We start from the raw sequence: 21,758 nt of genomic DNA, 5'->3' as shown, positions 1-21,758 counted from the left end.
TGTGATCGAATTCGACGGCGTACGCAAGACGTACCTCGTCCGGGGGCAGGAAACGCTCGCGCTGGAAGTCGAGCAGCTGACGATCGAACGAGGGGAAGTGTTCGGCATCGTCGGGCATTCCGGCGCGGGGAAGTCTACGTTGCTGCGTCTCGTCAATCTGCTCGAGCGTCCGAGCCAGGGGCGCGTCGTGGTGGAAGGCGAGGACGTCACCCGCCTGGCGCCGGCGCAGCTGCGCGCCTTCCGTCGGCGCATCGGCATGATCTTCCAACATTTCAACCTGCTCTCGTCCAAGACGGTGGCGGAGAACGTAGCCTTTCCCCTGAAGATCGCCGGCACGGAATCCAAGGCCGCCATCGCGGCGCGGGTCGAGGAGCTGCTCGCCCTGGTCGGCTTGAGCGAGCACGCGGACAAATATCCAGCCCAGCTCTCCGGCGGGCAGAAACAGCGGGTGGGTATCGCCCGGGCGCTGGCCTGTCGTCCTTCCATCCTGCTGTCGGACGAGGCCACCAGCGCCCTCGATCCACAGACCACCCGTTCGGTGCTGCAGCTGCTCTCCGACATCAACCGTCGCCTGGGGCTCACCATCGTGCTCGTCACGCACGAGATGGACGCGGTGCGGCGGGTGTGCGACCGCGTGGCGGTGATGGACGGTGGACGGGTGGTGGAGACCGGGCCCGTGAGTGAGGTCTTTCTCCATCCCCGCCATCCCACGACGCGTGAATTCGTGCTCGAGAGCGAGCACGTCGATAGGGAGGAATTCCAGGAGAGCCTGCAGCACGCGGAGGGGCGCGTGGTACGGCTGACGTTCAAGGGAGAGTCGACCTACCGGCCGTTGTTGGGCGAGGTGGTGCGGCGCTGCGGGGTGGATTTCAGCATCCTCGCCGGCCGCATCGATCACATCAAGGACGTTCCTTACGGTCAATTGACTCTCTCCTTCGTCAGGGGGGACGTGGAGGCGGCGCTGCAGGCGTTCGCCGCAGCAGGGGTGGATGTGGAGGTGCTGCGATGATGGCGCAATGGCTGACCAATGTGGATTGGCTGGAGATCGGCCGGGCCTGCTGGGATACGCTAGTCATGGTCGGTGTGTCCCTCTTTTTCGTTGTGCTGCTGGGTTTGCCCTTGGGGGTCGCGCTCTTTCTCACGGGCAAGCGCCAGCTGCTGGAGCAGCCGCTCGTCTATGCGGTGCTCTCTTTCGTGGTCAATCTGCTGCGCTCCGTGCCGTTCGTGATCCTGCTCATCGTCATGATCCCGGTCACCGTCGTGCTGGTGGGAACCTCGCTGGGGGTGCCGGGGGCCATTCCGCCGCTGGTGGTGGGCGGGGCGCCGCTCTTCGCTCGTCTGGTGGAGGCGGCGCTGCGGGAGGTGGATCGGGGCATCGTGGAGGCGACCCAAGCCATGGGGGCGACGGTGCCGCAGATCGTCTTCGGGGCGCTCCTGCCCGAGGCTTTGCCGGGGATCCTCGCCGGAGTCACCGTCACCTCCATCACCCTGGTGTCGTACGCCGCCATGTCGGGGGTGATCGGCGGGGGCGGCCTGGGAGATCTGGCCATCCGTTTCGGTTACCAGCGTTTCCAGACCGACGTGATGGTCATCACGGTGGCCCTGCTGGTGGTGCTCGTGCAATTGTTGCAGATGCTGGGCGATCGGCTCGTGCTGCGTTTCAGCCGCCGCTAGGGTGGCAGCGGATTTTTCAATCAAGGAAGGAGTGTCGTGTCATGAAATGGAAAAACGCCCTGCTGATCCTGGGCGCTTCGCTCGGTCTCGTTCCGGCCGCTTGGGCCGAGAAACTGTCGGTGGCGGCCACGCCCGTGCCGCATGCCGAGATCCTGGAGTACGTCAAACCCATGCTCGCCCAGGAAGGGGTGGAGTTGGAGGTGAGGGTGTTCACCGACTACGTCCAGCCCAACATCCAAGTGGCGCAGAAGCGCATGGATGCCAACTTCTTCCAGCACAAACCCTACCTGGACGAGTTCAACAAGGATCGCGGCACCGATCTGGTGGCGGTGGCCGGGGTGCACATCGAGCCCTTCGGCGCCTATTCCCGCCGTATCGAGAAGCTCGACGAGCTCAAGGAGGGCGCCGTCGTGGCCATCCCCAACGATCCGACCAACGGCGGGCGGGCGCTCCTGCTGCTGCAACGCGCCGGCCTCATCACGCTCAAGGATCCGGCGAAGATCACCGCCACGCCGCGCGACATCGCCGACAATCCCAAGCGCCTGCGGTTCAAGGAACTGGAGGCGGCCACGCTGCCGCGCATCCTCGACCAGGTCGATCTGGCCCTCATCAACACCAACTATGCACTCGAGGCCGGACTCAACCCCACGAAAGACGCGCTCGTCATCGAAGGGGCCGATTCGCCCTACGTGAACGTCCTCGTCGCCCGGTCGGACAACAAAGATGGCGAGGCCATGCAGAAGCTCGTGCGTGCCTTGCACTCGGAGGCGGTGAAGCGCTTCATCCTCGAGAAATACCAGGGGGCGGTGGTGCCGGCGTTTTGAAGGACCCGGATCGATTCGCTCCAGAGTGGACGGATCGACCGTTTGACGCACCGAAACGGTGCATTCGTCCCGAGTAGTGATCATCGGGGGCGGTCCGATTCGGCCTGGCCCATCTGTGATCGGTGGTACGGAGGCCCCGATTCCGGGCCGTCCGTGCGCAGGGACGCGGTTCGTGCCGCGTCCTTTTTTCGTCTTCCTCTCTTCTGGCACGATTCCTGCTTCGTAGGGGTGGGCATACCCGCTACGGAGAAGGAACATGAAATTCGTCATGGCGATCATCAAGCCGTTCAAGCTCGACGAGGTGCGCGAAGCACTCTCGGAGAACGGCGTGCAAGGGCTCACGGTGACCGAGGTCAAGGGGTTCGGGCGGCAGAAGGGGCACACGGAACTCTACCGCGGAGCGGAGTACGTGGTCGATTTCCTGCCCAAGGTGAAGCTCGAAGTGGCCATTGCCGACGAGCTGCTCGAACCGGTGCTCGAGGCGATCGAGAAGTCCGCTTTCACCGGTAAGGTGGGCGACGGGAAGATCTTCGTCTTCGATCTCGAAAACGCGATTCGCATCCGCACCGGCGAGGCCGGCGCGGCGGCGTTGTGACGGTTAGGACGAGGAGACGGATCATGAAATACGGAATCGAACGACTCGGCGCAGTGGCGCTCCTGGCGACGGCCTCTCTTCCTTCGTGGGCGCAGGAAGCGGCGAGCGCGACGGCACCGGTGGTGCACCGCGGTGACGTCGCCTGGATGATGACGGCCACGCTCTTGGTGCTGATGATGATCGTGCCGGGCTTGGCGCTCTTCTACGGCGGCATGGTACGGGCGAAGAATGTGCTCTCGGTGCTCATGCAGGTGTTGATGGTGACTTCGCTCGTGCTGGTGCTGTGGGCCTTTTATGGTTACAGCCTTGCTTTCACCGAGGCGATGCCCTGGCTGGGGTCGTTTGCCAAGGTGTTCCTCAGTGGCGTGACGCCCGAGAGCCTCGCCGACACCTTCACCGACGAAGTGAAACTGCCGGAGTACGTCTTCATCGCGTTTCAGGGGACGTTCGCTGCCATCACGTGTTCGCTCATCGTCGGAGCATTTGCCGAGCGCATCAAGTTCGCCTCGGTGATGGTCTTCACGGTGCTGTGGTTCACCTTCTCCTACCTGCCGATCGCCCACATGGTCTGGGGGCCGGGCGGCTGGCTGCTCGAGGAGGGAGCGATCGACTTCGCCGGCGGCACGGTGGTGCACATCAACGCCGGCGTGGCGGGGCTCGTGGGGGCGATGCTCGTGGGCAAGCGCCTCGGCTATGGCCGTGAAGCGCTCGCACCGCACTCCCTGCCATTGACCATGGTGGGCGCTTCGCTCCTGTGGGTGGGCTGGTTCGGCTTCAACGCCGGCTCCAACCTCGAGGCGACCTCGGGTGCGGCGATCGCCTTTCTCAACACACTGTTCGCCACGGCGGCGGCGGTGCTCTCCTGGAGTGCAACCGAGGCGCTCGTCAAAGGCAAGCCGTCCATGCTCGGAGCGGCTTCGGGCGCGGTGGCCGGGCTCGTGGTGATCACGCCGGCCTGTGGTACGGTGGGTCCGATTGGTGCCATCGTCATGGGGCTCGTTGGCGGCGTGGCCGGTCTGTGGGGCGTGAGCGCCCTCAAGCGCTGGCATGGCATCGACGATTCGCTCGACGTCTTCGGCGTCCATGCAGTGTGCGGTATCGTCGGGGCGCTGCTCACCGGGGTTTTTACCTCACCCCTGCTCGGCGGAACGGGCGATGCGGATTTTTCCATCGTCCATCAAGTGTGGGTTCAGTTTTATGGCGTGGTCGTCACGCTCGTCCTGAGCGCCGTGGTGGCCTTCCTCGCCTTCAAAGTGGCCGGAGCGCTCACCGGAGGCTTGCGCGTGAGCGAGGAAGAGGAGCGCGAGGGTCTGGACGTGACCGCACACGGTGAGACGGCGTATCGCCTGTAAAAATCTCCTCTCCGACGGCATTACGTCGTTGCCCCCGGTGGTGAGCCGGGGGCTTTTTCTTGGTCGGTGGGCCGCAGTCGTGCTAGCATGCGATCATTGGATCGCCTACCTTGCCCATGAAAGATACGAGTCGCCTCATCCTCACGTATACGTTGGAAGTGTCTTTGCCCGAGCCCTTGCAAAAGATGCCTCGTGCCGACCTCGCACGCGTCGTCGATGGGTTGCTGGGAGACGTCGTGCATCAGGGATTGAAGGCGGTGGCCAGCAAGCGTTTGCAGGGCGGTGGCATCATGGTCCACAAGCTGCAGCATCGGGTCGATGTCGAGCGTCCTCGGCGCGAGCCGGGCAAAATGCTGCCCAAGGAACTCCTCGTGCGCGCCGCGCCGCACCTCACCGACGAGGAGCTCGCCGAAGTGGAGGCGCGCGTGGGCAATGCGCCTTTTCTCTCCGAAGACGAGCTGGAGAAGCGCATCCGCACCCAGGCGCTCAAGGTATGCAACGACGTGCGCCTGGCCCCCGTCGTGGTGCGCGGCGTGCGGCCCAACGATGAGCCGCTCGAGACCGAGGCACAGCTCAATTTCACCCACGGCTCGGTTTTTTTCGACGAGTCGCAGCGCAATTTGCGGCTCAAAGCCAACGCTCCGGTGGAAGTGCTCTTGCCAGGGGTCGATGCCGCCGTGCAGGGGCGCTATCTCGGTACCACCTTGGGTGGCCCGGTGGTGGAAGTCCCCATCCACCTGCTCGCCCCTTATCGCGATTTCTTGCTCGCTGCCTGGCAGGGCGGACGACGCGGTTGAGCCGTCCTCCGTTCGGGCGTCCATGATGCACGTGCTTGGTCGCACGGTACGTGCACGTAGCGGGCCCCGGCTAACCTACCATGTGGTCTCATGGCGGCGTTCTCCGGCGCTCGGAGGCTCGTCCATCCAAGTGTGATCGGTCTCGCAGCCCGTGCTCCGGGTGCCCCGCCCTGCAATCGCTCGCGCGGGTTTTTCTCGCCGCCCTAGCAACGAGGCCGCCTGCGCAGTCGATTCGCGGGTTTTTGGGCGACCCTTCATTCATGGTATGCTGCATCGCACCGTCCCTTTGTGTCGAGTTCCGCGATGACGTCCATGAACCGAAGGAACAAACCTTTTCATGCCCAGTCGCCGGCGGAGGTGGCCGAGCAGCTGGCGACGAATCCGCAGCGTGGCCTGGCCCGGGCCGAGGCCGAACGTCGCCTGGCCGTTCATGGTCCGAACCGTTTGCCGGAGGCTCCACCCGATCCGGCGTGGTTGCGCTTGCTGCGCCAGTTTCACAATCCTTTGATCTATGTGCTGCTCGTGGCTGGAGTGATCACGGCGTACCTCGAGCATTGGATCGATGCGGCGGTGATTTTTGCGGTGGTGATCGTCTCGGCGGTGCTGGGCGCGATCCAGGAGGGCAAGGCGCAGCGAGCGTTGGCGGCGGTGAAGTCGATGCTGGCCAGAACCGCGGTGGTGGTCCGCGACGGGCGACGGCATCAGATCGCTGCCGAGGAACTGGTGCCGGGCGATCTCGTTTTTCTCGAATCGGGGATGGTTGTGCCGGCAGATCTGCGCCTCGTCTCCGCGCGCCAGTTGGCCGTGGACGAGGCCGCGCTCACGGGAGAATCCTTGCCGGTGGAGAAAAACCCGGAGCCCGTCGATGAGGCGACGCCGCTCGCCGAGCGGCGATGCATGGCCTACAGCGGCACCACGGTGGTGCGGGGTCAGGGTCTGGGCGTGGTGGTGGCCACCGGCGGGGACAGCGAGCTCGGGCGCATCGGCGAGCTGGTGGCCACCGTCACGCGACTGGAGACGCCCCTCACCCGCCGCTTGACGCGATTTGCCCAGGCAACGGCGGTGGTGATCGTGGCGCTGTCGGCCCTGCTTTTCGCTTGGGCTTATTGGGGGCTGGGGCAGGCGGTCGACGAGATCTTCCTCGCGGTGGTCGGCATCGCGGTGGCGGCCATTCCCGAAGGGTTGCCGGCGATCGTCACCATCATCCTGGCGATCGGCGGGCAGCGGCTGGCGCAGCACCGGGCCATCGTGCGCCGCTTGCCGGCGGTGGAGACGCTCGGTTCGGTGACGGTGATCTGTACCGACAAGACCGGCACGCTCACGCGCAACGAGCTCACCGTGACCTCGGTGTTGTTGCCACACGATGCCGTGGAGGTGACGGGTTCGGGCTACGAGCCGGTGGGGGAATTCGTGCGCGGCGGACGGCCTCGTCCGCCGGAGAGCGTGCGCGGGTTGGTGCGGCTCGCACGGGCGGCGCTGCTGTGCAACGACGCTACATTGCATACGGATGCCGAGGGGAACTGGCATGGCGAGGGGGATCCGCTCGAGATCGCCCTCTTGAGCATGGCGCTGAAGGCCGGCTTGGATCCGGAGCGTGAGCACGGCTGCTGGCCGCGGGTCGATCTGATCCCATTCGAATCCGAGCGGCGTTGGATGGCCACCCTCAATCACGACCATCACGGCAACCACGTGATCCTGCTCAAAGGCGCGCCCGAAGTGGTGCTGGCGCACTGTCTCCACGATGCCGACGGGCAGCCGCTCGACGTGGCGAGTTGGGAAGAGCGTTTGATGGAGGAAGCGGCCAAGGGGCGGCGGATGATCGCGCTGGCCTGGAAACGCTTGCCTGAGCCCAAGGAAACGCTGCGCTACGAGGACATCGACGAAGGGTTCGCCTTACTGGGGGTGGTAGGGCTCGAGGATCCACCGCGGCCGGAGGCGAAGGATGCGATCCGCGAGTGCCACGAGGCTGGTATCCGCGTCGTGATGATCACGGGCGATCATCCGGTGACGGCGCGGGCCATCGGCGGCATGCTGGGGCTGCGTGCCGACACGGCCCTGACTGGCACGGAGATCGAGCAACTCGACGACGCAGTCCTGGGAAGGCGCATCGTCGAGACCGACGTCGTCGCCAGGGCCGCGCCGGAGAACAAGCTGCGCCTCGTGCGTGTACTCCAGGGGCAGGGACACATCGTGGCCATGACCGGAGACGGAGCCAACGACGCGCCGGCGCTGCAGGCGGCCGACATCGGCGTGGCCATGGGCCGCCGCGGTACCGACGCCGCCCGCCAGGCCTCGGCCATGGTGCTCGCCGACGACAACTTCGCCACCATCGCCCAGGCCGTGCGCTGGGGGCGCGTGGCCTACGACAACATCAAGAAGGCGCTGCTCTTCGTGCTGCCGACGAATATGGCGCAGGCGTTGGTCGTGGCGATCGCGCTGGCGGCGGGCTGGTCGCTGCCGATCTCGGCCACGCAGATCCTGTGGGTGAACCTGGTGACGGCGGTGACGCTGGCGATCGCCGTGGCGTTCGAATCGCCGGAGCCTGACGTGATGCGGCGTCCGCCGCGTCCGCCGATCGAGCCCTTGGTCACTGGGCCGATGGCCTGGCGCATCGCCTTCATCGGCGCGTTGATCTGTTTCTTGAGCTATGGCGCTTACGGCCTTTCCCTCGTCCGTGAGCTCGGCGAGGACTTCGCCCGCACGGCGGCCACGCATACCTTGGTGTGCGCCGAGGTGATGTATCTGTTCAACTGCCGACGCTTCGTCGCGAGCGGCTGGAACGTGGACGTCGTGCGTGGCAACCCGGCGCTTTGGCCGGTGATCGGGGTGCTGGCACTGCTGCAACTGGCTTTCGTCTACGCCCCGCCGTTCCAGATGCTATTTCGCACCGAAGCGCTCGATGCCTTTACTTGGATCTACGCGCTCGTCGGGGCGTTGGTCGCTTTTACCGTAGTCGAGGCCGAGAAGGCCATGCTGCGCCGCACGGGGCGGGTCACGCTGTGAGGCGTGTTGCCGTGCTCAGGCGGCGGCAAGGTGCTCGAGCGCCGCGATCACTTCATCGGCTACGCTGAAGCCGGTCTGGGCCGCGATCTCCACCATGCAGGTGGGGCTGGTGACGTTGATCTCGGTGAGCCGCCCGCCGATGAGATCGAGCCCCACGATCAAAAGGCCGCGCTGCCACAAAATGGGCGCGAGCGCCTCGGCCACTTCCCGCTCGGCTTCGGTGAGCGGCATGGCTACGCCGCGTCCGCCGGCGGCGAGATTGCCGCGCGTCTCGCCGGGCCGGGGGATGCGCGCGAGCGCATGGGGCATCACCTTGCCGGCGACCAGCAGCACCCGTTTGTCGCCGTCGCGGATCTGCGGCAGGTATTCCTGGGCCATGATGGTGCGATGCCCGTGGTGCGTCAGGGTCTCGACGATGGCGTAACGGTTGTGATCCTCGCGATGCACGCGAAAGATCTGGCTGCCGCCCATGCCGTCGAGCGGTTTGAGGATCACGTCGCCCTGCGCGTCGATGAAGGCGTGGATGCGCTGCGGATCGCGCGCGACGATCGTGGTCGGCGTGAACTGGGGAAATTCCAGGATGGAGAGTTTCTCCGAATGATCGCGGATCGCCCGCGGTCGATTCCAGACGCGGGCGCCCTGGGCTTCGGCGCGCTCGAGCAACCAGGTGGCGGCGAGATACTCGAAATCGAACGGGGGGTCCTGGCGCATGAGGATGGCGTCGAATCGGTCGGCGCGCACCCGCGCTTCGGAGACGATCTCATACCAGGCGCCGGCCCCACCATCGGTGAGCGCGACGAGCTGGGCCGTGAGCCACACGGCGCCTTCCTCCCACTCGAGCCCCTCGCGCTGGCAAGTCCATATCTCGTGGCCGCGTGCCTTGGCGGCGCGCATCATGGCGATGGAGGAGTCTTTCGTCACCTTGAGCTTGGCCAGGGGATCGACGAGAAACGCGAGTTTCATGCCGCTTCTCCTTGTTTCTCGAAACGGGCGACGAGCTCTTCGATCTCGATGGCGGCGGCGAGCAGGCCCAGGCGCGCCACCACGCCGTAGGCGTAGAAACGGTTGGGTTCGGCGTCGGGAGCGAGGCCCGAATCGGGCAGCGAGCAACTCGAAGCGAAACGCAGCGGCTCGAAGTGCATCCCCGGCGCATTGAGATTCTCGTCGGCCCCCCGTTCGGTATGCACACGATAGAAACCGCCCACGACGTAGCGATCGATCATATAGACGACCGGTTCGCACACCGCCTCCCCGAGCCGCTCGAAGGTGGGCACGCCTTCCTGCACGATCACCTGATGCACTTCCAGCCCTTCTTTCACTTTGGCCATCTTGTTGCGCTGCCGCCGCGAGAGTTCGCGCAGCTCGGCCGGATCCTTGACCGTCATCACGCCCATGCCGTAGGTGCCGGCGTCGGCCTTGACCACGAGGAAAGGCTCTTGGTCGATGCCGCGGGCGGCGTAGGCTGCGCGGATCTCGGCGAAGAGCTCGGAGGCGGTGTCGGCGAGCCGGTCTTCACCCTCTTTGCTCTGGAAATCCAGACCGGATACGACTCGGTGCGCCGGGATGAGGTACCAGGGATCGAGGCCGATCGCCTCGGCGAAGTCGGTGGCGACGCGGGCGTAGATCTCGGCGTGGTGTGATTTGCGTCGAGTATGCCAGCCGGCCACCAGGGGCGGAATCACGTTCTGTTCGCTGAGGCCGCGTAGAATCGGCGGCACGCCAGCCGAGAGGTCGTTGTTGAGTAGGATGGCGCAGGGGTCGAAGTCGGCGAGCCCCAGCCGGTTGCCGCGGCGCACCAAGGGCTCGACGAGCACGTGCTCGCCTTCGGCCGCTTCGAGCTCGGTCGGGGCGGTGATCTCGGGCAGCAGCGAGCCGATGCGTACTTCCAGGCCGGCCAGCCTCAGGATGCGCTGCAGGCGGGCGACGTTGAGCAGGTAGTAGCGGTTGCGCGTGTGGTTCTCGGGTATGAGGAGCAGGCGCTTGGCTTCGGGACAGACACGCTCGATCGCCACTTGCGTCGCCTGTACCGCCAAGGGCAGGAAGTCGTCGGAGAGGTTGTTGAAGCCGCCGGGAAAGAGATTGAGATCGACCGGCGCGAGTTTGAATCCGGCGTTGCGCAGGTCGGTGGAGGCATAGAAAGGAGGCGTATGCTCGCTGAAACCGCCGCGGAACCATTGTTCGATCGCCGGTAGCTCTGCGAGAAACTGGCGCTCGATGGCCAGTAGCGGCCCACTGAGAGCGGTCGTGAGGTGGGGGACCATCATGAGAGGCATCCTTGCGGGGAGTTCGTCCGCGATTGTACCGGTTACGCTGCCTCGTCACACCGCCCGGGCAGGAAGCGGGCAAAGGAGGCGGGCAGCGGCGCGCGCTCCAGGCTGCGCTGCGAGAAGATGAAGCGCCCGTCGCACACGAAGCCGAGTTCGGCCCAGGGGACTTCGTCGTTGAGCGCGGCGGCGAGCTTGGCAGGATCGAGGTTCGGGTCGTGGGGAAAGATCGCCAGCACGCTGCCGTCCCAATCCCGGCAAGGATGGACGAAAAAGGGGCGCGGAGCGCGGGTGCGGCCGTTTACGTACACCCGCGGCGCGTCGCTTTCCCGATGATAGCGCCCCCATTCCCACCAGTTATTCTCATCAAAATCCCGAACGCGCCGCGCGAGCAGCCGTTCGCGAAAGGGGAGTAGTTCCGGAGGTGGCGGTTCGCCGGGACGCACGAAGCGCATGGGTCGAGTGTGGCCATCGCGCACGGTGGAGGAACAGACGAATTCGCGGTTCGCCCAGCGGGGGTCGGCGTAGATCTCGTCCGCCCCGGAGACGGCACCGACGCACACTCGGGCGATCTGCGACAGGCGCAGGGGATACGTGTCGCGCACGAAGGCGAGGTGCCCGTCGTGTTCGAGCACGGTGCGCGCTTCCCACGGTGGCGGGATCTCGTCGTCAGTAACAGGCAGAACGGCGGTGAGCGCGGCGAGCCGTTCCTGCCAGCCGGGTTCACGTCCCAGCTCGGCGTAGCGCAGCGTGCGTGCGCGCCGGCCGCGCTCGAAGCGCCAGATGAGGCAGTTGGGCACGGCGCCGGCAAAGAGGCGCGCATCGCCCGTGTCGATCACTTCGGTGAAACTTCCTTCCGCGAGCAGCCAGCGGTTGAGCCGCCGGGCGGCGGTCGCCTTGAGGAAATCGCGCGGGGTGATGAAGATGAGCTCGCCCCCGGGTTCGAGGTGGCGCACGGCCTTCTCGATGAAATGCAGGTAGAGATTGGCGTGGCCGTCGAGCAGGCGGCTTTCGAGCCGCGCGGCGGTCTCGGGCAGCACATCGCGACGGCGCACGTAGGGCGGATTGCCGATGATCGTGGCGAAGGTTTCGTGCTCGGGCAGGGCGAAGAAGTCGAGGCAGCGCGCCCGCGGCGGACAGACGCGGGGATCGAGCTCGCAGGCGAGGGCGTCGGCTTCGAGGTGGCGCAGGAAGGCCCCGTCACCGCAGGCGGGCTCGAGGATGCGGCCGTGGCGGCGGCGCAGGCGCAGCATCGCGCGCACCACGGGCTCGGGCGTGAACACCTGCCCCAGCGCGTCCGGCGGGATTTCTTCTATCATGGAGCGGGATGATAGCCGATTCCGTGCTGCTGCCGCAGGAGGACAAGATGCACGAGACCGCTTGGATGGCGCTTGATGCGCTCGGCCGCCGGCCGATGACACGACGGCAGGCGCTCGCACTGTTGGGGGCGAGTCTGACCGCACCGCTCTTTTCCGGGTGCGCCACTTCGCCAGTCACCGGTGAGACCATCTTCGTCGGTATGAGCGAGGCGCAGGAGATCGCGCTCGATCGACAGCTCGCCCCCCAGCAGTTCTCTCAAGACTTGGGGCCGATCCCGCAGGCTTCGGTCAATGCCTATGTGAGCGAGGTGGGTGCTCGGGTGCATGCGGTGAGTCATCGTCCGTCTCTGCCATATTCGTATCGTGGACTCAACGCGAATTATCTCAACGCCTACACCTTTCCCGCCGGATCGGTCGGAGTGACGCGGGCCCTGCTGGTGCGGCTCGACGACGAGGCACAGCTCGCGGCAGTGCTCGGCCACGAGATCGGCCACGTCAATGCGCGCCATTCGGCGCAACAGCAGGCCAAGGCGATGCTGGCGCAGGTGGCGCTCACCGCGCTCGATGCGGCTACGAGCAGGAGCGATTGGGGGCAATGGCTGGTGCAGGGTGGGGCGGTGGGCGCAAGTGCCCTGCTCGCATCCTATTCGCGGGAGCAGGAGCGGGAGGCGGATTACCTGGGCCAGCGCTACATGGTGCTCGCCGGCTATCCCGCCAGTGCCATGGTGCGGCTGCACCAGATTTTGCTCGAGGAGGAAAAAACCAGACCAGGGCTGATCGAGACGATGTTTTCGACGCATCCGCTGACCCAGGAGCGGATACAGCGGGCGCAATGGCTGGCCGAGACCGAGTTCGCCGACGGCGAGCGTTTTCCCGTGCAGCGCGAGCGCTTCATGGACCGGACGGCGCCGCTGCGAGCCTTGCGTCCGACCATCGAGCGCTGCGGTCGCGGCGAAGAGGCGATGGGCGCGAAAAAGCTGGCCGAGGCCGAGCAGCATTTTCGTGAGGCGGTCAAGCTCACGCCCGATGATTACGCCGCCAACGTGCGCCTGGCGCAGACCCTGCTCGCGCGTGGGCGGCTCGACGAGGCGCGCGCCTATGCCGAGCACGCCCGCTCCGTCTATCCCCAGGAAGCCCAGGCGCACAAGGTGTTGGCCGCGACGGCCCTGCAGCAGCGCCGCTTCGACGAGGCACTGGTCGCATTGGAAACCTACGACCGACTGCTGCCGGGAGATACCGGCATCACCTTCCTGCGCGGCGTCTCGCTCGAGGGGCTGGGGCGGCGGCAGGAGGCGGCGCGCCTCTACGCCGACGTGCTGCAGCGCACCGGCGGACGCGGTCAGGCGGCGGCTTATGCCCGGCAGCGTCTGCGGCAGTGGGGGTATGTGAGGTGAACGATCGTTTGAAACCTGTTTCGAACGAATGTTAGAATCGGGCGATTCGCCTCATCCCTCAGGAGAAGACCATGCCCGTTCCCGCCGCCTTCACAGGGCGTTTCCGTGTACCGGTGATCGCCGCGCCCATGTTCCTCGTCTCCGGCCCCGAGCTGGTGATCGCCTGCTGCCAGGCCGGCGTGGCCGGTACTTTTCCTTCGCTCAACGCCAGACCGGCGAGCGAGCTCGAAGTCTGGCTTTCGCGCGTCGAGGAGGCGCTGGCGGCCTTTCGGCGCGAGCATCCCGACCGGCCCTGCGCGCCCTACGGCGTCAATCTCATCGTGCACCACACCAATTCCCGCCTGCAGGAGGATCTGGCCTGCATCGTGGCCCATCGCGTGCCCTTCGTCATCACCAGCCTGGGCAATCCGCAGGCCATCGTGGATGCGGTGCACGGCTACGGCGGGCTCGTCTTCCACGACGTGATCCGGGCGCGGCACGCGCGCAAGGCGATCGAGGCCGGCGTCGATGGCATCATCGCCGTGTGCGCCGGTGCGGGAGGGCACGCCGGCACGCAGAGCCCCTTCAGCCTGGTGCGCGAGATTCGGGAGTTCTGGGAAGGGACCTTGATCCTGGCCGGGGCGATTTCCGACGGCTACGGCGTGCGCGCGGCCGAGGTGCTCGGGGCCGATTTCGCCTATCTCGGCACGCGCTTCATCGCCACCGAGGAGTCGATGGCGCCGCCGCGCTACAAGGAAATGCTGCTGCAGGCGCGTGCCGACGACGTGGTCTATACCGACGCGATCTCGGGGGTCAATGCCAATTTTCTCCAGCCCAGCCTGGAGGCGGCCGGGCTCACGCCCGAGAAGCTGCAGCAACTCTCGGGCAAGGGCAAACTGCACGACATCGGTTCGGAGGTGCGCGCCTGGCGCGACGTGTGGAGCGCGGGGCACGGCGTGTCGCTCATCCATGAGGTGGTGTCGACGGCGACGCTCGTCGAGCGGCTCGCGCGCGAATACGAGGCGGCCTGCGCCTTGCCGCGTAGCGCGGCACTCGCGCCCTGAATCAGCGAAGGAGGGCGGAGGCTTTCCCGGCCGCTTGCTCTGCCGCCGTCGCCCTTTCCGTCTCGTCCTCTCGGGTGAGTACCGCTTCGCGCGGCGGATGCAGTTTCACCGGTTTTGGTGACATTTTTTGCCGCATGCGGAGGTTGAGCATCTCGACGCCGACCGAGCAAGCCATGGCGAAATGGACGTAGCCCTTGGGCACGTGCAAACCGAAACGCTCGGCGATCAAGAAGAGTGCGCCGATCACCCCGAGAAAGCTCAGCGCGAGCATTTGATGGTGGGGTGCCGCTCCGGCGGCAGCCGACTGACGAGAACGGCGATCATGATGACGTTGTCGATGCCGAGCACGATCTCGAGCGCGGTGAGGGTGATGACGAGCGATCCATAGGGAAGGATCGAGCAGGGCGGCCATGGGCAAATGTGCCCGCCTCGCGGGAACGGTTTTCGCTAGAATGGGAAGACCGCGGCCCAAGGTGCCGCACGCGATGGAGTCGATCATGCTGTGGGGTCTCACGGTCTTGCTGGCACTGCAGCTCGCAGGTGAAGTGGTGGTGCGGTTCTTTCATTGGCCGGTACCCGGACCCGTGATGGGGTTGGTATTCGCGCTCGCGCTCCTTTTGCCGTTGGGGCGGGTACCCAAACCGCTGGAAGAAGCAGGCGGGACGCTGCTGCGCCACCTCTCGCTGCTCTTCGTGCCGGCAGGGGTTGGGGTGGTCGCGCATTGGGAGCGCTTGCAGCAGTCCTGGCTGGTGCTCGGCGTGGTGCTGTTGGTGAGTACGCTCCTGGGGCTGGCGGTCTCGGCCTGGGTGTTCGAACGGCTGGCGGGAGGGGAAGATGCCTTTTGAGGCGATCGCGCCCTGGCGCGAGCTCTGGGTGTATCTGTCGGCCACCCCGCTCTTCAGCCTGACGATCACGCTGGTGGTGTATCTCGTCTGGGAATGGGTGCATCGGAGAAGCGGCTTGCATCCCCTGCTCAATCCCGTCGCCTGGAGCATCGCTATTCTCGGGGCGCTGCTCTTGTGGTCCGGCCTGCCTTATCCAGCCTATTTCGCCGGGGCTCAGTTCATCCACTTCCTCTTGGGCCCGGCCACCGTGGCCCTGGCGATCCCGCTCTTTCACCAGCGCCGCCGCGTGGCGGCGCACGCCAAGGCGGTGGCCGCGGCGCTCGTGGCCGGCTCGGTGACGGCCGCCGGCAGCGCCGTGGCCCTCGGGGCCGCGCTGGGGTTGGACGCGACCATGCTGCGCACGCTCGCGCCCAAATCGGTGACGAGCCCGATCGCCATGGCGGTGAGCGAGCAGATGGGCGGCATCCCGGCGCTCGCGGCGGTGTTCGTCATCCTCACCGGCATCCTCGGAGCGCTCTTCGGGCCGCTGCTCTTCGCGCTCATGCGGGTGCGCTCTTCCGCGGCCAAGGGTCTGGCGCTGGGCGTGGTCACCCATGGCATCGGCACGGCCCGCGCCATGCAGATCGATCCCGTGGCCGGCGCCTTCGCCGCCTTGGGCATGGGACTCAATGGGGTGGTGACGGCGGTGGTCTTGCCGTGGCTGGGGTGAATCGATGAACGGACGGAAAGCGGCCGGCGGCGCCGGCGAGCGGGTGCGCCTGGACAAGTGGCTGTGGGCGGCGCGGTTCTTCAAGACGCGCACGCTGGCGCAGGAGGCGATCGAGGGCGGTCACGTCAAGGTGCAGGGGGCGCGGGCCAAGCCCTCGCACGAGGTGAAGCCGGGCGAGCGGCTCACCATCACCATCGGCGAATACGTCTGGGAGATCACGGTAAAGGCGCTGTCGGCGCGCCGCGGGCCGGCGAGCGAGGCGCGGCTCCTCTACGAGGAGGATCCGGCAAGCCTCGCGCGGCGGCAGGAGGCGGTGGCGCGCAAGCGGGAACGGCGCGAGCCGCGCGTGCGCGGGGACGCGGTGGATCGGGCGAAGCTGCGCGCCCTCAAGCGCGGTGGGTGATCACTGTGGTGAGGCCGGAACCCCTGGATCTGCCGGAGGGGCGGATTCCGGAAGGGGAGGCGTTGGAGCGTTCGGCGCCGGTTCAGTAGAAGTTCCCTGTTTTTCCGCCTGTTCGCGTTCGCGCGCCTCTTTGGCTTCTTTCTTGCGCTCGATCTCGATCTGGCGGGCCTGGATTTCGAGCTGGCGGGCCTTTTGCAGCATCTCGAGGCGCTTCTCGTGGGCTTCGTCGATGCAGGCGTTGACGAGGAAGCGCTTCTGGCACTCGATGCGGGCGCGGTTGACGACCTCGTCGGCTTCCCGACGTAGCTGCCGCGCTTCTTCGCGCATGCGTTTGACCTCGTCGTCGGTGGTGGCGACGGTGGCGGCGACGGCGGACAGTCCGAGGATGAACAGGCCGATGAACGCGAGAGAGCGGCTCATGGAAGAGATGAACGATGGAAGAATGAAATATTTTACTCCTTCGGAGGAAAAGGGGAATGGTATGCAAGCACCTTGGCGACGAGGTCTGCGGGATGGAATTCCCATCGCCCTGGGTTATCTGCCGGTGGGGGTGACCTTCGGGGTGGTGGCGACGCAGCAGGGGATGAGCGCGGCGGAGGCCACGCTCACCTCGCTCATCGTCTATTCGGGAGCAGCGCAATTCATGCTGGTGGGGCTGCTCGCGGCAGGCACGCCGATGGTGCTGACCGTCGGTCTCTGCCTGCTGCTCAATGCCCGCCATGCACTCTACGGTCCGGCGATCGCCGCCTATCTGCCGGCGGCTCCATCGCGCTTGGCCGGTCTGGCTTTCGGGCTCACCGACGAGGTGTTCGCCGTGGCCCTGGGACGATTGCCGCAACAGCCGGCCGCCCAGCGTCCCCTCTGGCTCGCCGGGGTAGAGGTCATGGCCTATGGGTCGTGGGTGGGCGCGAGCGCGGCCGGGGCGCTCGCGGGCGACTGGATCCGCGCTCATTTGCCGCTGCTCGCCGAATCTTTGCCGATCGCCCTGTCGGCGCTCTTCCTCGTCCTGCTGCTACCCCATGCCCAGGCGCCGCGGCGCGGGGCGATCCTGGTGACGGTGACTTTGGCCGCCGCCTTCGCCTGGGCGCAGCACGCGGCGCTGGGGCTACTGCTCGCGGCGGTGCTCGGTGCGCTCCTGGCAGGAATCGGGGAGGTGCGATGCGCACGGAAATCCTCTTGATGCTCTTGGCGATCGGCCTGGGGACCTATGCCCTGCGCGCCTTGCCGCTCATCGGGGCGCGCCGGCTCGACCCGGCGGGCAAGGTGTTTCGCGCCCTACAACTCCTCGGGCCGATGTTGATCGCCGCCTTGCTGGGGGTGTCGGTGATCGGCGACGTGCGCGGTTACGGAGCGGGCGGCTGGCTACCCGAACTGCTCGGTTTGGGCGCGGCGCTGGCGGTGCAGCGCCGCTTCGGCGGCTTCGTCGCGCCCATTCTCGCCGGCGTGGCGGCCTGCGCCCTCGGTTTGACCCTGCTGCGCTCGTGGGGAGGGTGAATCGGGTAGAATGCCCCGTTGTCTCGTACGTTTTTGGTATCCGGGAGTCGTCACATGGAACTCGTCTGCCTCGATGTCGAAGGGGTGCTGATCCCCGAAATCTGGATCGCGTTCGCCGAGCGCACGGGGATCGCCGAATTCCGGCGCACCACGCGCGACGAGCCCGATTACGACAAACTCATGCGCTATCGTCTGGCGCTCCTGGAGCGCCACGGCCTGCGTCTGCCGGACATCGAGGCGGTGATCGCTTCGATGACGCCCCTGCCCGGCGCCAAAGCCTTCCTGGACGCGCTGCGCGAGCGCTACCAGGTGATCCTGCTCTCCGATACCTTCCAGGAATTCGCGCGCCCCTTGATGCGCCAGCTCGGCTGGCCCACCTTGTTCTGCCATTCGCTGGAAGTGGACGAAGCCGGCCGCGTGGTGAATTACCGCCTGCGCCTGCCCAATCAAAAACAGGAGGCGGTCCACCACCTCAAGGCGCTCAATTTCCGCGTCGTGGCCGCCGGGGATTCCTACAACGACACGACCATGCTCGGCGAAGCGCACGCCGGCATCCTCTTTCGCGCCCCGGAAAACGTCGTGCGCGAATTTCCCCAATTTCCCCACGTCACCGATTATGCCGCGCTGCGCACCCTGATCGACGAATCCTTCGCCCGGTTGCGGGAGTCGGCGCGATGAGCAAGGAGCGGCGTTATACGCTCACCGCCTCCTGCCCCGACCGGGTCGGGCTGGTGGCCAAGGTGGCCGGTTTCATCGCCGAACATGGCGGCTGGATCCTCGAGACCAACCTGCACGCGGAGCCACCGGGGCCATTGGCACCGAGCGGCCGTTTCTTCATGCGTTTCGAGATCCGTGCCGACAGCATGCCGCTCTTGTTGGCTGAATTGCGCGAGCGATTCACCCCTCTGGCCGAATCGCTGGAAATGGACTGGCACATCAGCGACTCGGCGGTGAAGAAACGCGTCGTCATTCTCGTTTCACGCCAGGAGCATTGTCTCTACGATCTGCTGTCGCGCTGGCACAGCCGCGAGCTCGACGTGGAGATTCCCTGCGTGATTTCGAATCACGAAGATTTGCGCGGTTTCGTCGAGTGGCACGGCATCCCCTTCCTGCACGTGCCGGTGACGCCGGACAACAAGCCGGCGGCTTTCGCCGAGATCCGGCGCATTTTCGAAGAGGTGGGGGGCGACGTGATGGTGCTCGCGCGCTACATGCAGATCCTGCCCCCCGAACTGTGCCGTGCCTACCCGGCGCGCATCATCAACATCCACCACAGCTTCCTGCCCAGCTTCGTCGGCGCGCGGCCCTACCACCAGGCCTGGGAGCGGGGGGTGAAACTCATCGGCGCCACCTGTCATTACGTCACCGAGGAGCTCGACCAGGGACCGATCATCGAGCAGGACGTCATTCGCGTCGATCATTCGGACACGGTGGACGACATGGTGCGCTACGGCAAGGACATCGAGAAGACGGTGCTCTCGCGCGGATTGCGCTACCACATCGAGGACCGGGTGTTGGTCCATGGCAACAAAACCATCGTGTTTCGCTGAGATCGTTCCCGATTCGTCATGAAATGTTTCGTGGGATCCAGCATCATTTGACGCAGAGGCTCGATTTTGCGGCAGAATAGCGCGTACGTGCGAAAGGTGGGGGGGCACGATGCGGTAGAGTTGGCTGAGCAGCGGCTCATCCATTTTTTCATTTCAACCAAAATAGCGAGGTATGCGATGAACAAAGGTGAATTCGTCGAAGCGTTGGCCGATGCGCTGGGATCGAGCCGTGCCGAAGCCGAGCGGGCGCTCGGCGCGGTGCTAGAGTTGATCGCCGAGCGTTTGGAGCAGGGGGAGAAGGTAGTGTTTACCGGTTTTGGTTCGTTCGAGGTGGCCGAGCGCGGAGCTCGCACCGGCCGCAACCCGCAAACCGGTGCCACCATCCAAATCCCGGCCACCAAGGTGCCGAAGTTTTCGCCCGGCGCGGCGCTGAAGAAACGCATCGCCGGTAAGTGATGCCCGCTGCGCGGTTCACCCGCGCGCGAAGGCCTGCGGTGCGCACCACCGCGGGCCGTTCTTTTTGCGGGGGCTGCCTTGACGGCCACGCTCGATCCGCGCACTGCCCACATCATTCCCTGGATCGTCGTCTAGGCGTTGGATCAGCGAAGGACGAAATTTTTCTTGCATCATGGATGTGACCCGTGCTATGATTGTAAAAGTTGTGCCACACAGTCGATGGAATCTCTCTGGATCGTACGATCCACTTCTCCTGGGGACTGTCGCCACAGCCCCGTCGCGCTTGCGTGAATCTTCGTCGCGCTGCTCCTGACGCCGTATTCCACGGCGGCCTCGGTCTTCGTTTCCGGGTTTCGGGCGGGCGCCCGCGCATTCGACGGTAACTCGCCGTGCCGCTGCCATCCGGCGGCGGAGGCGGCTTTTCCGACTCCGAAACTGGACTCATGATGACCGAAAATACCGCAACGACTCCTTCCCTTTCCTTCGCCGACCTGGGCCTGCCGGAGGCGCTCGTCGCCGCCGTGGCGCAAAGCGGCTACACGACGCCCACCGAGGTACAGGCGCGTGCCATCCCGGCCGTGCTCGCCGGGGCCGATCTGCTCGTCTCCTCGCACACCGGTAGCGGCAAGACCGCGGCCTTCGCGCTGCCCCTTCTGGCGCGCCTCGCCCTGCCGCGGCGCCACGCCGGCCGCTCGGCCCGTGTGCTGGTGCTCACTCCCACGCGCGAGCTCGCGCAGCAGGTGGAAAAATCCTTCCGCACTTATGGCCGCGGCCTTCGCCGCCTCAAGACCGTGGTGCTGGTGGGGGGCATGCCTTTCGGCCCGCAGCGCCGTGACCTCTCCGGCCCGGTGGACGTGATCGTGGCCACGCCCGGCCGCCTGATGGATCACATGCAGCAGAGAACCGTGTCGCTCGACGGGATCGAATCCTTGGTGCTCGACGAGGCCGACCGCATGCTCGACATGGGCTTCATCGACGACATCCGTGCCATTGCCGAATCCTTGCCCGCTGCGCGTCAGACGCTGCTTTTTTCCGCCACGCTCGACGGCGTGGTGGGGCGCTTGGCGCTGTCACTCACCCATGAGCCGCAGCGCATCGAGATCACGAGTACTCCGGTGCAAGAGGCCAAGATCGAAGAGCGGCTCATGCTCATCGACGGCTTCGAGCACAAGCATCGCCTGCTGGAAAAACTGATCTCCGATGAGGGCGTGCAGCAGGCGGTGGTCTTCACGGCGACGAAACGCAGCGCCGAGGAGCTCACCGAGCGTATGGTCGGCTGGGGGATGCGCGCCGCGGCCTTGCACGGCGACATGACCCAGCGCGCACGCACGCGCACGCTCGACCGGCTGCGCCGCGGCGAGGTGCAAGTGCTGGTGGCCACCGACGTGGCCGCGCGCGGCATCGACGTGGCAGGCATCTCGCATGTGATCAACTTCGATCCGCCCCGTCAGGCCGAAGATTACGTGCACCGCATCGGCCGTACCGGCCGTGCCGGGCGCAGCGGCGTGGCGATCACGCTCACGCACCCCAACGAGATGCGCACCATCGGGGCGATCGAGCGCTTCACCGGTCGGCGTCTGGCCGAGCATGTGATCGAGGGGTTGGAACCGCGCGCACCGCGCCGTCCGGCCGGTGCAGGGCGTGGGGGCTTCGAGGGGTCGCGTGGCGGCAAACCCTCCGGTCCGCGCACTCCGGTGCCGCGTCGCAGCGAGGATTCGCCCCGCCGTTGGGGGGACGCACCCCGCGGTCACGAATCTCGGCAAGAGCGTCCCGCCGCGCCGCGTGCGTACGGTGAGTCGGCACCGCGCTCGGAGTTCGAGCGCCGGGTGCGGGGTGACGAAGGCGAACGTCGTACGCTGGGCGTATCCGGCGAACGCAAGCCGCGTAGCGGCTGGGGAAACAAGGATCACCATCCCCAGCGTGATGGCGAAGGCTGGGGGCGTCGCCGCCGCGATCGCTGAATGCGCGCTCCGCTCTTGCGGTGAAGGCTGGGGGCGCTAGAATAGAGCCCTTCTCCCTCGGGAAGGGGAAGCCCC

Annotated in this window: 22 protein-coding genes and 1 pseudogene; 18 read left to right on the top strand and 5 right to left on the bottom strand. The window is 66.2% G+C overall.

Annotated elements, in window-relative coordinates; genetic code table 11:
- The first annotated feature begins 1 nt into the window (after nucleotide 1).
- The 7 genes from EPD81_RS03540 to EPD81_RS03510 all read left to right on the top strand — a co-directional run bounded on the left by EPD81_RS03540 (nucleotide 2) and on the right by EPD81_RS03510 (nucleotide 8,245).
- Nucleotides 2-1,009: a methionine ABC transporter ATP-binding protein gene (locus EPD81_RS03540; protein ID WP_142804011.1), complete on the top strand. Its 1,008-nt coding sequence runs from the start codon at nucleotides 2-4 to the stop codon at nucleotides 1,007-1,009.
- Nucleotides 1,009-1,674 carry a methionine ABC transporter permease gene (locus EPD81_RS03535; RefSeq protein WP_142804270.1) on the top strand — a complete coding sequence of 222 codons (666 nt, stop codon included), beginning with the start codon at nucleotides 1,009-1,011 and terminating at the stop codon, nucleotides 1,672-1,674. Before EPD81_RS03540 ends, EPD81_RS03535 begins: the two co-directional genes overlap by 1 nt.
- A gap of 41 nt (nucleotides 1,675-1,715) precedes the next feature.
- Nucleotides 1,716-2,498: a MetQ/NlpA family ABC transporter substrate-binding protein gene (locus EPD81_RS03530; RefSeq protein ID WP_142804010.1), complete on the top strand. Its 783-nt coding sequence runs from the start codon at nucleotides 1,716-1,718 to the stop codon at nucleotides 2,496-2,498.
- A gap of 256 nt (nucleotides 2,499-2,754) precedes the next feature.
- Nucleotides 2,755-3,093, top strand: a complete 339-nt coding sequence (gene glnK / locus EPD81_RS03525; RefSeq protein WP_142804009.1) for a P-II family nitrogen regulator — start codon at nucleotides 2,755-2,757, stop codon at nucleotides 3,091-3,093.
- 23 nt (nucleotides 3,094-3,116) lie between these two features.
- Nucleotides 3,117-4,445, top strand: coding sequence for an ammonium transporter (locus tag EPD81_RS03520; protein ID WP_185955338.1), 1,329 nt, complete (start codon nucleotides 3,117-3,119; stop codon nucleotides 4,443-4,445).
- A 116-nt stretch (nucleotides 4,446-4,561) separates the two neighbouring features.
- Nucleotides 4,562-5,242, top strand: a complete 681-nt coding sequence (locus EPD81_RS03515; RefSeq protein WP_142804008.1) for a hypothetical protein — start codon at nucleotides 4,562-4,564, stop codon at nucleotides 5,240-5,242.
- A gap of 312 nt (nucleotides 5,243-5,554) precedes the next feature.
- Entirely contained in the window at nucleotides 5,555-8,245 is a 2,691-nt protein-coding gene (locus tag EPD81_RS03510; protein WP_142804007.1) for an HAD-IC family P-type ATPase, read from the top strand.
- Between the two features lie 15 nt (nucleotides 8,246-8,260).
- On the opposite strand, the gene gshB is transcribed toward EPD81_RS03510, so the two are convergent.
- The 3 genes from gshB to EPD81_RS03495 are packed head-to-tail and all read right to left on the bottom strand — an operon-like array spanning nucleotide 8,261 to nucleotide 11,828.
- A complete protein-coding gene (gene gshB / locus EPD81_RS03505; RefSeq protein WP_142804006.1) occupies nucleotides 8,261-9,208 on the bottom strand; it encodes a glutathione synthase in 948 nt (315 codons plus the stop codon).
- The gene (gene gshA / locus EPD81_RS03500) at nucleotides 9,205-10,506 is read right to left on the bottom strand and encodes a glutamate--cysteine ligase (protein WP_142804268.1); all 1,302 of its coding nucleotides are present in this window, start codon (nucleotides 10,504-10,506) and stop codon (nucleotides 9,205-9,207) included. The genes gshB and gshA overlap by 4 nt, the downstream gene beginning before the upstream one ends.
- Before the next feature lie 44 nt (nucleotides 10,507-10,550).
- A complete protein-coding gene (locus EPD81_RS03495) occupies nucleotides 10,551-11,828 on the bottom strand; it encodes a class I SAM-dependent DNA methyltransferase (RefSeq protein ID WP_142804005.1) in 1,278 nt (425 codons plus the stop codon).
- 8 nt (nucleotides 11,829-11,836) lie between these two features.
- Between EPD81_RS03495 and EPD81_RS03490 the strand changes: the two genes are divergently transcribed.
- A complete protein-coding gene (locus tag EPD81_RS03490; protein WP_221929193.1) occupies nucleotides 11,837-13,222 on the top strand; it encodes a M48 family metalloprotease in 1,386 nt (461 codons plus the stop codon).
- Nucleotides 13,223-13,293: 71 nt separating this feature from the next.
- Nucleotides 13,294-14,265: a nitronate monooxygenase family protein gene (locus EPD81_RS03485; RefSeq protein WP_142804004.1), complete on the top strand. Its 972-nt coding sequence runs from the start codon at nucleotides 13,294-13,296 to the stop codon at nucleotides 14,263-14,265.
- 100 nt (nucleotides 14,266-14,365) lie between these two features.
- On the opposite strand, the pseudogene EPD81_RS10940 reads toward EPD81_RS03485, so the two are convergent.
- Nucleotides 14,366-14,677 (bottom strand): annotated as a pseudogene (locus EPD81_RS10940) (TerC family protein); the annotation flags it as partial.
- A 73-nt stretch (nucleotides 14,678-14,750) separates the two neighbouring features.
- On the opposite strand from EPD81_RS10940, the gene EPD81_RS03475 reads away from it, so the two are divergent.
- Genes EPD81_RS03475 through EPD81_RS03465 form a run of 3 tightly spaced genes read left to right on the top strand, consistent with a single transcriptional unit; the run spans nucleotide 14,751 to nucleotide 16,222 of the window.
- Nucleotides 14,751-15,110, top strand: coding sequence for a CidA/LrgA family protein (locus EPD81_RS03475; protein WP_221929192.1), 360 nt, complete (start codon nucleotides 14,751-14,753; stop codon nucleotides 15,108-15,110).
- Nucleotides 15,100-15,819, top strand: a complete 720-nt coding sequence (locus EPD81_RS03470) for an LrgB family protein (RefSeq protein ID WP_185955335.1) — start codon at nucleotides 15,100-15,102, stop codon at nucleotides 15,817-15,819. Before EPD81_RS03475 ends, EPD81_RS03470 begins: the two co-directional genes overlap by 11 nt.
- 4 nt (nucleotides 15,820-15,823) lie before the next feature.
- Nucleotides 15,824-16,222: an RNA-binding S4 domain-containing protein gene (locus EPD81_RS03465; protein ID WP_142804003.1), complete on the top strand. Its 399-nt coding sequence runs from the start codon at nucleotides 15,824-15,826 to the stop codon at nucleotides 16,220-16,222.
- On the opposite strand, the gene EPD81_RS10625 is transcribed toward EPD81_RS03465, so the two are convergent.
- Nucleotides 16,223-16,642: a hypothetical protein gene (locus EPD81_RS10625; protein ID WP_185955334.1), complete on the bottom strand. Its 420-nt coding sequence runs from the start codon at nucleotides 16,640-16,642 to the stop codon at nucleotides 16,223-16,225.
- 61 nt (nucleotides 16,643-16,703) lie between these two features.
- Between EPD81_RS10625 and EPD81_RS03455 the strand changes: the two genes are divergently transcribed.
- From EPD81_RS03455 to EPD81_RS03430, 6 genes are all read left to right on the top strand, one after another.
- Nucleotides 16,704-17,402 (top strand): AzlC family ABC transporter permease, encoded by a 699-nt coding sequence (locus EPD81_RS03455; protein WP_185955333.1) that lies wholly within the window; start codon nucleotides 16,704-16,706, stop codon nucleotides 17,400-17,402.
- Nucleotides 17,381-17,716 carry an AzlD domain-containing protein gene (locus EPD81_RS03450; protein WP_142804000.1) on the top strand — a complete coding sequence of 112 codons (336 nt, stop codon included), beginning with the start codon at nucleotides 17,381-17,383 and terminating at the stop codon, nucleotides 17,714-17,716. Before EPD81_RS03455 ends, EPD81_RS03450 begins: the two co-directional genes overlap by 22 nt.
- Before the next feature lie 54 nt (nucleotides 17,717-17,770).
- Nucleotides 17,771-18,394, top strand: a complete 624-nt coding sequence (gene thrH, locus EPD81_RS03445) for a bifunctional phosphoserine phosphatase/homoserine phosphotransferase ThrH (RefSeq protein ID WP_142803999.1) — start codon at nucleotides 17,771-17,773, stop codon at nucleotides 18,392-18,394.
- Nucleotides 18,391-19,266, top strand: coding sequence for a formyltetrahydrofolate deformylase (gene purU / locus EPD81_RS03440; protein ID WP_142803998.1), 876 nt, complete (start codon nucleotides 18,391-18,393; stop codon nucleotides 19,264-19,266). Before thrH ends, purU begins: the two co-directional genes overlap by 4 nt.
- Nucleotides 19,267-19,443: 177 nt before the next feature.
- The gene (locus EPD81_RS03435; protein WP_142803997.1) at nucleotides 19,444-19,722 is read left to right on the top strand and encodes an HU family DNA-binding protein; all 279 of its coding nucleotides are present in this window, start codon (nucleotides 19,444-19,446) and stop codon (nucleotides 19,720-19,722) included.
- A gap of 446 nt (nucleotides 19,723-20,168) precedes the next feature.
- Complete coding sequence (locus tag EPD81_RS03430; protein ID WP_142804264.1) at nucleotides 20,169-21,683, top strand: DEAD/DEAH box helicase; 1,515 nt, start codon at nucleotides 20,169-20,171, stop codon at nucleotides 21,681-21,683.
- The last annotated feature ends 75 nt before the right edge of the window (nucleotides 21,684-21,758 follow it).

It is taken from the genome of Tepidiphilus sp. J10, assembly GCF_006980785.1.
GTDB lineage: Bacteria > Pseudomonadota > Gammaproteobacteria > Burkholderiales > Rhodocyclaceae > Tepidiphilus > Tepidiphilus olei.
The sequence above is the reverse complement of the archived record's forward strand: the minus strand, read 5'-3'. Positions and strand labels throughout refer to the sequence as shown.

Excerpts from the sequence above, each read along its gene's own strand:
- EPD81_RS03475 (WP_221929192.1), top strand. The coding sequence starts at position 14,751 with ATGGAGTCGATCATGCTGTGGGGTCTCACGGTCTTGCTGGCACTGCAG.
- thrH (WP_142803999.1), top strand. The coding sequence starts at position 17,771 with ATGGAACTCGTCTGCCTCGATGTCGAAGGGGTGCTGATCCCCGAAATC.
- EPD81_RS03490 (WP_221929193.1), top strand. The coding sequence starts at position 11,837 with ATGATAGCCGATTCCGTGCTGCTGCCGCAGGAGGACAAGATGCACGAG.
- EPD81_RS03520 (WP_185955338.1), top strand. The coding sequence starts at position 3,117 with ATGAAATACGGAATCGAACGACTCGGCGCAGTGGCGCTCCTGGCGACG.
- EPD81_RS03495 (WP_142804005.1), bottom strand. The coding sequence starts at position 11,828 with ATGATAGAAGAAATCCCGCCGGACGCGCTGGGGCAGGTGTTCACGCCC.
- gshA (WP_142804268.1), bottom strand. The coding sequence starts at position 10,506 with ATGGTCCCCCACCTCACGACCGCTCTCAGTGGGCCGCTACTGGCCATC.
- purU (WP_142803998.1), top strand. The coding sequence starts at position 18,391 with ATGAGCAAGGAGCGGCGTTATACGCTCACCGCCTCCTGCCCCGACCGG.
- EPD81_RS03450 (WP_142804000.1), top strand. The coding sequence starts at position 17,381 with ATGCGCACGGAAATCCTCTTGATGCTCTTGGCGATCGGCCTGGGGACC.
- EPD81_RS03465 (WP_142804003.1), top strand. The coding sequence starts at position 15,824 with ATGAACGGACGGAAAGCGGCCGGCGGCGCCGGCGAGCGGGTGCGCCTG.
- EPD81_RS03485 (WP_142804004.1), top strand. The coding sequence starts at position 13,294 with ATGCCCGTTCCCGCCGCCTTCACAGGGCGTTTCCGTGTACCGGTGATC.
- EPD81_RS03470 (WP_185955335.1), top strand. The coding sequence starts at position 15,100 with ATGCCTTTTGAGGCGATCGCGCCCTGGCGCGAGCTCTGGGTGTATCTG.
- EPD81_RS03530 (WP_142804010.1), top strand. The coding sequence starts at position 1,716 with ATGAAATGGAAAAACGCCCTGCTGATCCTGGGCGCTTCGCTCGGTCTC.
- EPD81_RS03510 (WP_142804007.1), top strand. The coding sequence starts at position 5,555 with ATGAACCGAAGGAACAAACCTTTTCATGCCCAGTCGCCGGCGGAGGTG.
- EPD81_RS03515 (WP_142804008.1), top strand. The coding sequence starts at position 4,562 with ATGAAAGATACGAGTCGCCTCATCCTCACGTATACGTTGGAAGTGTCT.
- EPD81_RS03430 (WP_142804264.1), top strand. The coding sequence starts at position 20,169 with ATGACCGAAAATACCGCAACGACTCCTTCCCTTTCCTTCGCCGACCTG.
- EPD81_RS10625 (WP_185955334.1), bottom strand. The coding sequence starts at position 16,642 with ATGAGCCGCTCTCTCGCGTTCATCGGCCTGTTCATCCTCGGACTGTCC.
- gshB (WP_142804006.1), bottom strand. The coding sequence starts at position 9,208 with ATGAAACTCGCGTTTCTCGTCGATCCCCTGGCCAAGCTCAAGGTGACG.
- EPD81_RS03455 (WP_185955333.1), top strand. The coding sequence starts at position 16,704 with ATGCAAGCACCTTGGCGACGAGGTCTGCGGGATGGAATTCCCATCGCC.
- EPD81_RS03435 (WP_142803997.1), top strand. The coding sequence starts at position 19,444 with ATGAACAAAGGTGAATTCGTCGAAGCGTTGGCCGATGCGCTGGGATCG.
- glnK (WP_142804009.1), top strand. The coding sequence starts at position 2,755 with ATGAAATTCGTCATGGCGATCATCAAGCCGTTCAAGCTCGACGAGGTG.
- EPD81_RS03535 (WP_142804270.1), top strand. The coding sequence starts at position 1,009 with ATGGCGCAATGGCTGACCAATGTGGATTGGCTGGAGATCGGCCGGGCC.